The 8262-nt window shown below is 72.6% G+C and carries 10 protein-coding genes; 5 read left to right on the forward strand and 5 right to left on the reverse strand.

The window, feature by feature from the left end; all coding sequences use genetic code 11:
- Positions 1–39: 39 nt before the first annotated feature.
- Together ribA and ABZ016_RS40595 are read left to right on the forward strand one after the other, a co-directional pair.
- Complete coding sequence (gene ribA / locus ABZ016_RS40590) at positions 40–681, forward strand: GTP cyclohydrolase II (RefSeq protein WP_356921796.1); 642 nt, start codon at positions 40–42, stop codon at positions 679–681.
- 100 nt (positions 682–781) lie between these two features.
- Positions 782–1294, forward strand: a complete 513-nt coding sequence (locus tag ABZ016_RS40595; protein WP_356921797.1) for a MarR family transcriptional regulator — start codon at positions 782–784, stop codon at positions 1292–1294.
- Positions 1295–1482: 188 nt separating this feature from the next.
- Here ABZ016_RS40595 and ABZ016_RS40600 read toward each other — a convergent pair whose 3' ends face one another.
- The 5 genes from ABZ016_RS40600 to ABZ016_RS40620 all read right to left on the reverse strand — a co-directional run bounded on the left by ABZ016_RS40600 (position 1483) and on the right by ABZ016_RS40620 (position 5656).
- A complete protein-coding gene (locus tag ABZ016_RS40600) occupies positions 1483–2553 on the reverse strand; it encodes an ATP-binding SpoIIE family protein phosphatase (RefSeq protein WP_356921798.1) in 1071 nt (356 codons plus the stop codon).
- Positions 2553–2996 (reverse strand): anti-sigma regulatory factor, encoded by a 444-nt coding sequence (locus ABZ016_RS40605; protein WP_356921799.1) that lies wholly within the window; start codon positions 2994–2996, stop codon positions 2553–2555. Before ABZ016_RS40605 ends, ABZ016_RS40600 begins: the two co-directional genes overlap by 1 nt.
- Positions 2996–3394, reverse strand: coding sequence for an STAS domain-containing protein (locus ABZ016_RS40610; RefSeq protein ID WP_356921806.1), 399 nt, complete (start codon positions 3392–3394; stop codon positions 2996–2998). The genes ABZ016_RS40605 and ABZ016_RS40610 overlap by 1 nt, the downstream gene beginning before the upstream one ends.
- Before the next feature lie 56 nt (positions 3395–3450).
- A complete protein-coding gene (locus ABZ016_RS40615) occupies positions 3451–4356 on the reverse strand; it encodes an STAS domain-containing protein (protein ID WP_356921800.1) in 906 nt (301 codons plus the stop codon).
- Between the two features lie 139 nt (positions 4357–4495).
- On the reverse strand, positions 4496–5656 hold the full coding sequence (locus tag ABZ016_RS40620; protein ID WP_356921801.1) for a PP2C family protein-serine/threonine phosphatase: 1161 nt from the start codon (positions 5654–5656) through the stop codon (positions 4496–4498).
- A 205-nt stretch (positions 5657–5861) separates the two neighbouring features.
- On the opposite strand from ABZ016_RS40620, the gene ABZ016_RS40625 reads away from it, so the two are divergent.
- The 3 genes from ABZ016_RS40625 to ABZ016_RS40635 all read left to right on the forward strand — a co-directional run bounded on the left by ABZ016_RS40625 (position 5862) and on the right by ABZ016_RS40635 (position 8251).
- Positions 5862–6356, forward strand: coding sequence for a MarR family transcriptional regulator (locus tag ABZ016_RS40625; protein WP_356921802.1), 495 nt, complete (start codon positions 5862–5864; stop codon positions 6354–6356).
- A 296-nt stretch (positions 6357–6652) separates the two neighbouring features.
- Positions 6653–7513, forward strand: a complete 861-nt coding sequence (locus ABZ016_RS40630) for an RNA polymerase sigma factor SigF (protein ID WP_356921803.1) — start codon at positions 6653–6655, stop codon at positions 7511–7513.
- Between the two features lie 87 nt (positions 7514–7600).
- Positions 7601–8251: an arginase family protein gene (locus tag ABZ016_RS40635; RefSeq protein ID WP_356921804.1), complete on the forward strand. Its 651-nt coding sequence runs from the start codon at positions 7601–7603 to the stop codon at positions 8249–8251.
- Positions 8252–8262 lie beyond the last annotated feature (11 nt).

The following is an 8262-nucleotide window of genomic DNA, read 5'->3' on the forward strand; positions in this document are numbered from 1 at the left end:
GCTGTGCAGCCGAACAGGAACGGAACCCGGAGGCCCCGCATGCCCGACACCCCCACCGTCGTCGCCACCCCGCGCTCCCGTGTCCGGGTCCCGCTGCGCTTCCACGACGGCTACCAGGCCGACGCCGAAGTCGTCACCTTCCACGGGCTGGCCGACGGCCAGGAGCACGTGGCCGTCGTCCTGGGCGAGCCCGGCCCGGTTCCGCTGGTGCGGCTGCACTCCGAGTGCCTGACCGGGGACGTGTTCGGCTCGGCCCGCTGCGACTGCGGTCCGCAGCTGCGCGAGGCCGTCGAGCGCATCGCCGACCGCGGCGGCGTGCTGCTCTACCTCCGCCAGGAGGGCCGGGGCATCGGTCTCTACAACAAGCTCGACGCGTACGCCCTCCAGGACGAGGGCCTCGACACGTACGAGGCGAACGCGGCCCTGGGGCTGCCGGAGGACGCCCGGGACTACACGGCGGCGGCCCAGATGCTGCGGGCCCTCGGCATCGGCGAGCTGGACCTGCTCTCCAACAACCCCGACAAGGCCGACCAGTTGCGGGACCTGGGCGTCGACGTCCGCGACCGGATCCCCACGGGGGTCTTCACCACCGCGCACAACGTCCGCTACCTGCGCGCGAAGGTCCTCCAGACGCAGCACACGCTGCCGCTCGCCGCACTGACGGAGCTGAGCGCCGGCTAGCACCTTCCGGCCGCCGCCGGACAGCGAACGGGACTGCTTGCCCCTCGGCTCTTCGGGTACAGCCTTTGAAAGAGGGCGACCTCAGCAGTACCCGGAGCTTATGGAAAGTGACCGTTTCGTGACCGAACTCGGCGGCCCCGGTGACCACCGGGCGAGGAGACCGGGCGACGGCCCGGAGGCCGTCGCGTCACAGATCGCCGATGCGGTGGACAGCCTGACGGCCCTGTGGTCGGTCGCCGCCCAGGACGCGTCCCTGCGCCTGTCCCTGCACCAGCTGCGCGCACTGCGCACGCTGGAGGCGGCGCCCGGCCTGAACCTCACGGCCCTGGCCGAGCGGCTGGACATCGGCCTCCCCACCGCCAGCCGCCTCTGCGACCGCCTCGCGGCGGCCGGCCTCCTGGAGCGCGCCCCGCACCCGACCACCCGCCGTGAGGTGCAACTGCGGCTCACCACCCACGGACAGCACGTCCTGGGCGATGTCGCGGACCGCCGGGCCGAGGCCCTGACCACGGCCCTGGCAGCGATGGAACCGGCGGAACGGGCGGCGTTGAGCACGGGGCTGCGGGGGTTCCTCGCGGCCCAGGACGCCGGGTCCCCGTACCGACGGGACTGATGGGACCGGCTGACGGAGGCGGAGACGGGGCGTGAGCGCCGGGAGCGGGACGATGACAGACCCCGGAACTGAGGCCGCGGGATGGCATCGACGGAAACCCCGCCGCCGAATCGGCGGACGATGCCCGCGGAACGCGTCACCGACGGCTCGGCCCCACGCCCTGGCGGTTCCCGAAACCCTGGTGCTTCTCAGCCCGTTGAGCCGGGGCGACGCGCCGCGGCGCCCCCGCCGCCCAGTACCGCCACGCAGGTGTCGTCGCTCACCGGACGAGCGGCGCTGCCCGCGTCCCTGAGGACCACCGCGGCCACCAGCGCCGGGTCGCAGCCGAGGAGTGCCGCGTCGTCGGGGAACGTCCAGCGGCCGGGCAGGCCGTCGCTGTGCAGGACGAGGAGACTGCCGTCCTGCCACGGCTCTCGCCGCACGGGCACGGACGCCGGGGCTTGGGCGCCGACGATGCCGGGCTGGGACAGCAGCGGCTTCCACGTGCCGTCGGTGCGCAGGCGGGCACCGACGTTGCCGATCCCGGCGAAGTGCAACCGCCCGGCCACGAGGTCGAGTTGCGCGACGGCGACGGCCGCTCCCCGGGTGGGGCGCAGGGCCCGGCCGAGGTGCCGCAGGATCTCGTCCGGCGGCAGGCTCGCCACCCCGCTCAGCGCGTCCACGGCGGCGTCGGACGCCTCCGCGGCCTTGGCCCCGTGACCGAGCCCGTCGGCGAGCAGGAGGGTGAGCCGATTGCCGTCGCTCAGGTGGCTCCAGGCGTCTCCGGAGTGCTCCGCCCGGCCGAGCGGGACGTTGACGCCACCCGCGCGCGGGCCCGGCGCGGGCGTCCCCGGCCGGGCGGCGGGGGGTTCGTGGTCGATGCGGGCCATGGCCACGGTGCCCCGGCCGGGGGAGCTGTGCAGATCGAAGTCGTTCGCTATGCGCCGGCACGTGCCGAGGCCGGCGCCCAGGGAGGACGCGGTGGTGTAGCCGTCGCGCATCGCCACCGCGATGTCCGGGATACCGGGGCCGTGGTCGAGCGAGACGAGCTGCACCGACGTGCGGGGGCCGCCGGTGTGCGCGCGCTCGACGAGATTGATGAGCATGCGCCCGCCGTCCGCGTGCCGGATCAGGTTGGTCGCCAGCTCCGTCGCCACGAGTGCAGCGGTCGCCGTGCGGTGCGGGCCCAGCCCGGCACTCGCGCTGGCCTCCTCGGCCGCCACCCGGACGTCCCGCACCCGGGTCGAGTCGTCCACCGGCACGTCCCAGACCCTGCTCATCACACCCCCGGTCGGGCCGGCGGCACCACGGTCGCCCACGCGGTCACGGTCACGGTGGTCCCCTCGCCGGGCCGGCTCTCCACGTCGAACTCCTGGACCAGCCGTTTCGCCCCGCTCATCCCGAGACCCAGCCCGCCGCCGCTGGTGTAGCCGTCGGTCATCGCCTGGTCCAGGTCCCTGATCCCGGGCCCGGCGTCCACGAAGGCCAGCCGCAGCCCGTGCGACTGCCCGGTGTCCAGCGGGGTGAGCACCACATGGCCACCCCCGCCGTGGACGAGGGTGTTACGGGCCAGCTCACTGGCGGCGGTGACCAGTTTGGTCTGCTGGACCAGTCCGAAGCCGAGCTCGGCGGCGGCCTGCCGGACCTGCTGCCGCACCCAGGCCAGGTCGGCGTCCGAGCCGATCGGCAGGCTGGCCGGGGTCACGTGGCGCGAGGCCTGCATCACGGACTCCCCTCGCCCTGGCGCTCACCGGCGGTGAGCAGCTCCATCGCGCGTTCGACGTCCAGGGCGGTCAGCAGTCCGGGCAGGGTGAGGCCCAGCTCGACCAGGGTGATCGCCACGGCCGGGCGCATCCCGGCCAGCACCGTACGGGCGGCCAGCAGTTCGGCTCCGGCGGCGATCTCGGCGAGGACACGCCCCAGGAAGGAGTCGACGATCTCCACACCGGAGATGTCGATGACCACACCGGTCACCCGGGTGTGCGCGATCCGGTCCGTGAGGTCCTGCTGGAGCTGCTCGGCCATGCCGTCGTGCAACTCCCCCTGGAGGGTGACCAGCAGGATGTCGCCCAGCTTGAGGACGGGGACCGTGAAGGCGTGCCCGCCCACGGCGCCGGCCACCGGGTGCCCGTACCCGTGGGGGCCGTACCCGGCGGGCTCGTTGCTCACGGCCCCGGTCACCGCGCTCCCGCATCGGCCGCCGGGACCGGCGAGATGGCCACACCCTGCCGGCTGAGCGCGTAGGCCAGGGCGTCCGCCAGGCTCGCGCGGGTGAGCACCGTACCGAGGTCGATGCCCAGGTGGACTATGGTCTGCGCGATCGCGGGCCGGATCCCGGAGACGATGCACTCGGCGCCCATCAGCCGGGCCGCCGCCACTGTCTTCATCAGGTGCTGGGCGACCAGCGAGTCGACCGTGGGTACGCCGGTGATGTCGAGGATGGCGAACCGGGCGCGCTCGGCGACGATCGCGTCCAGCAGGCTCTCCATGACCACCTGGCTGCGCGCGCTGTCCAGCGTGCCGATCAGCGGAACGGCGACCGTGCTCTCCCAGAGCTTGATCACCGGGGTGGCCACCTCGTGCAGCTGCTCGCGCTGCCGTGCGATCAGCTCCTCGCCCGCGCTGACCGTGGTCTCCATCACGACCAGGCGCAGCGTGCCCAGCAGCACGGTGAGCGCCACCACGCACTCCTGGGCCTCGGGGGCGTACGGGTCCGGGAACTCGGCGCGCAGCAGCTCCGCCGCCGGTTCGCGCAGCGCGGCGACCTCCCTGGCGACGCCGTCCGGGTCGATACCCGTGCGGGCGCGGGAGGCGGCCATGCGGCCCAACTGGTCGCGCACCGCCTCGAAACCGGACGCGCGGATGTCCTCCAGCCGCCCGGCGGCCGCCACCGCGGCCAGCGCGGCCGCCACGGACCTGCCCGCCTCGACCGCCTCGTCGCGGGATACCGTGAAGACCGTGCGGAACAGCGCCGCGTCCGCCCACCGTTGGGCGATCTGTTCCCGACGCCGTTCAAGGAAGGCGCTCACCTGCTGCGCCACCGGCTCCTGGCCCGCGTTCTCTTCCGACTCCGCCACTTGCATCGCTCCCTTGCACGGGCCGGACCGAGGTCGCGCCACAGCGCCTCAGCCGTTACTTGCCGTATGACAAACATTAGTGCCGACGTGCGACACCACCAAACAATTCCTCGTGACCTCTCATGACCTGCGCCTTCCCCGTCCCTCACCGCCCACGCCAGTCCAGACACACCACCAGGGCGTCGTCGTCCGCGACGGATCTGCCGCGATGGCCGGTCAGTTCACGCAGGATGGCCCGGGGCACCTCGGCGGCCGGGAGCAGCCGGGTCGACTGGATCGCCCGGGCCAGGGCGGCGTCCCCGTACGCCTCCCCGCCCGGCGAGGCCACGTCGTACACCCCGTCGCTGACGAAGACCAGCCGGTCCCCGGGCTCGACCCGGAACTCCTGGGCGACGTAGTCGGTCTCCTCGAACATGCCGAGCGGCAGCTGGGCGTCGAAGGGCACCCGCTCCACCGCACCCCGGCGCAGCCTCAGCATCTGCGGGGAACCGGCGTCCACGGCCCGGACCCGCCCGGTGGCCAGCTCGATGTCGAGCATGAGCACGGACAGGTAGCAGCGGCCCCGGTAGTGGGCGTACACCGCCTGGTCGGCCAGGGCCGCCTGGTCGGCGATGGGCAGGCCGGCCCGGCGCGCGTTGCGCAGGGCGCTGATCGCCAGGTTCGTCAGCAGGGAGGCCTCTATGCCCTCGCCCATGCCGTTGGTGACGTAGAGACTGAGCCGGTCGGCCGTGGCGGACCAGTCGAAGTTGTCGCCGAAGATCGCGTACGCCGGCTCCAGCTGCGCGCCCAGCTCGTACTCGGGGCGGGCGCAGGAGCGGCCGGGCAGCAACTGCCACTGCATCTCGGCGGCGAGGGTCAGCCGGTCCCTGCGGCGTGCCTGGAGGTAGAGGTCGGTGTCCCGCTCGGCCACCACCACCTCGTGCCCGAGCACCTGGGCGATCTCGGCCAGTTCGCCGAGGCAGCCGTCGATGTGCTCGCCGCCGGGCAGGGTCACGGTCAGCACGCCGAGCCGGTCGCCGCGCACGGTGACCGGCAGGTGCGCGCGCACGCGGTCGTCCCGCAGGATTTCCAGGTACGGCTGCTGCGCACCGAAGGCCCGGCCCGCCGGGCTGTTGTGCACGGGCACCGGCTGCAGGGTGTGCGGAAGCACGGACACCGGCTGAAGCACCGTCAGTCCGTAGTCGGCGAGGAACAACTCGACGGAGTCCGCCGCGTACTGATCGGTCAGTACACGACGGACCGCGTCCAGCAGTTGGTGGGGGGCCGCCGTGCGCAACGCGCGCTCGGCGGCCACGAATCTGTCCATAATCATGGTCATTTCGGTCAGAACACCTATCTCTGATCGGTCGTCTATGAATCCATGGGCACGGGTCCTGGAGCGCAGGTCATCCGGTACGGGACGGGCGCGCACGGCCGCGGGCGGGGTGGGCAGCGGCCGGTCCCGCGCCGGCTCCGGCCCTCTCCGCCCGCGCGCCTAGTACGCTGACGGCCACCCCGGTGCCTGCGAGAGTGTGACTGTGACTTCCCTCCGACCCCGCCCTGAGCCAGCAGAGGTCGCACGTGTGACCTCTACGGCTGCGGAGTTGCTGGAGGTCCTCTGGGGCCGGGCCTCGACGGCACCCGCCTCCGCGTCCCAGCTGCGCGTGCTGCTCATCCTCGAACACCACGAGGGCATCAACCTGCGGACCCTGGCCGACTCCCTCGCCTCCACCCCGCCCTCGACCAGCCGGCTCTGCGACCGGTTGCAGGCGGCCGGGTTCGTCGAACGCGTGGTGAGTGCGGTGGACCGGCGCGAGGTGCGGCTGCGGCTCAGCAGCCGGGGCCGGGCCTTCCTGGCCGACCTGCGCACCCGCCGGGAGCAGGCCCTGCGCGCGGTGCTGGACCAGATGCCCGCCGCCAAGCGGGTGGCGCTGCTCCAGGGGCTCGAGGCGTTCTGCGACGCGGCGGCGGCCCAGATACACGACGACTCCGACGACGTCCACGCGTCCGACACCCGGACTGCCTGAACCGCCTGTCGTGGCCCCGGGTCGAACATTCCGGATCCTTCCCCGTGCCCGTCCGCCACGGCTACTTTGTTGCTGTGCGACCATGGTTGTCAAACGGCAACTGTCCGCTCTGCGCATTCCTCGACCTCCCTTCCGTATCCCTGGTCCGGATACCCCGTCACCGCCCCGACCTGCGTCGACTGTGGTCTACGTCTCGGCGCGGGGAGTCTGGGGCATGAGCCCGGCAAGTGCGGGTAACGGGGCGGGAGGTGGCCTGTCGGGGGATGGGAGCGGGCCGGAACTACCAGGGAGGGCCCGTGACGGCGACCACGCGCATCGGCACGACGACGGATTCCTGCACCGCCACCGGTGAGGACCTGCCGCAGATCGCAGAGCCGCAGAAGCTCGCCCCGCAGGACGCGCGCGAGCTGACCGGACAGTTCCTCGACCGGCTCGCCGTGCTGGAGGAGGGCACACCCGAACACCAGTACGCGCGCAACACGCTCATCGAGATGAACATGTCGCTGGTGCGGTTCGCGGCCCGCCGGTTCCGCAGCAGCGGACAGTCGATGGAGGACGTCGTCCAGGTCGGCGTCATCGGCCTCATCAAGGCCATCGACCGCTTCGAGGTGTCCCGCGAGGTCCAGTTCACCAGCTTCGCGGTGCCGTACATCGTCGGCGAGATCAAGCGGTTCTTCCGCGACACCTCCTGGGCCGTGCATGTGCCGCGCCGCCTCCAGGAGGCGCGTACGGAACTCGCCAAGGCCACCGAGGAACTGGCCTCCCGCCTCGGCCGCGCGCCGCGGGTCGCGGAGCTGGCGGCGCTGATGAACCTGTCGGAGGAGGAGGTCGTCGAGGCCCAGGTCGCGGCGAACGGCTACGTGTCCTCGTCCCTGGACGCCACGATCAGCAGCGACTCCGAGGACAGCGACTCGACGCTCTCCGAGTTCATCGGCGAGGAGGACCCCGCCCTGGAACTCGTCGAGGACTTCCACGCGCTGGCCCCCCTGGTCGCCGAACTCGACGAACGCCAGCGCCTCATCCTCCACCTCCGCTTCGTGGAGGAGCTCACCCAGGCGGAGATCGGCAAGCGCCTCGGCATCTCCCAGATGCACGTGTCCCGCCTGATCGCCCGGACCGTGGCGCGACTGCGGTCGGGGATGCTGGCGACGGGCTGAGCCCGGCAGCGCCCCGCCACCCACGGGCGTCAGACATCCAGGGCCTGGACCCCGCGGGGGTCCAGGCCCTCGTCGATCTCCTCCAGCGTGGCCCCCTTCGCCCAACTCGCCCACCGCTACGGAGACGACCTCGCGGTCGTCTGGATCGACTCCCACCCCGACATCGGCACCCCCGACAGCGAGTACCCCGGCTACCACGCGATGGCCGTCGCCGCGCTGACCGGCCACGGCGACCCGGACGTACAGCGCCTGCTGCCGGCCACCGTCTCCCCGGACCGGGTGGCCCTGGTGGGACTGCACGAGTGGACCGAGGACGACTTCCCGAACGTCGCCGACTGGGGCATCCGGTCGTTCGGCCCCGGCCAACTGCGGTCCTCCACCCGGCCCGTGCTCGACTGGCTGGCCGCCACCGGCTGCTCACGCGTCGCCGTCCACTTCGACGTGGACACCGTCGACAGCGACGAGATCGGACTCGGCCTCGGTCTCGTACCCGGCGGGCTCACCGGCGCCGAGGTACGGCGTGTCGTCGCCGGCATCGACCGGGCGGCGGACGTCGTCGGCCTCACGATCGCCGAGTTCGTCCCCCGGCAGGTCATGCACCTCCAGCAGCTCCTGAAGGCCTTCCGCTGCTCCACGGCGGCTGACGACCGGCACATGAGAACCGGAGAACGCAGCAGCGCCCGAGCCGACCGGCCACCGTGTTCCGGACCTCGGAGACCAGTTGGCTGGTGGAGGTGACCCATTCGTTC

The sequence above is a fragment of the Streptomyces sp. NPDC006372 genome, assembly GCF_040612515.1.
Taxonomy (GTDB): domain Bacteria; phylum Actinomycetota; class Actinomycetes; order Streptomycetales; family Streptomycetaceae; genus Streptomyces.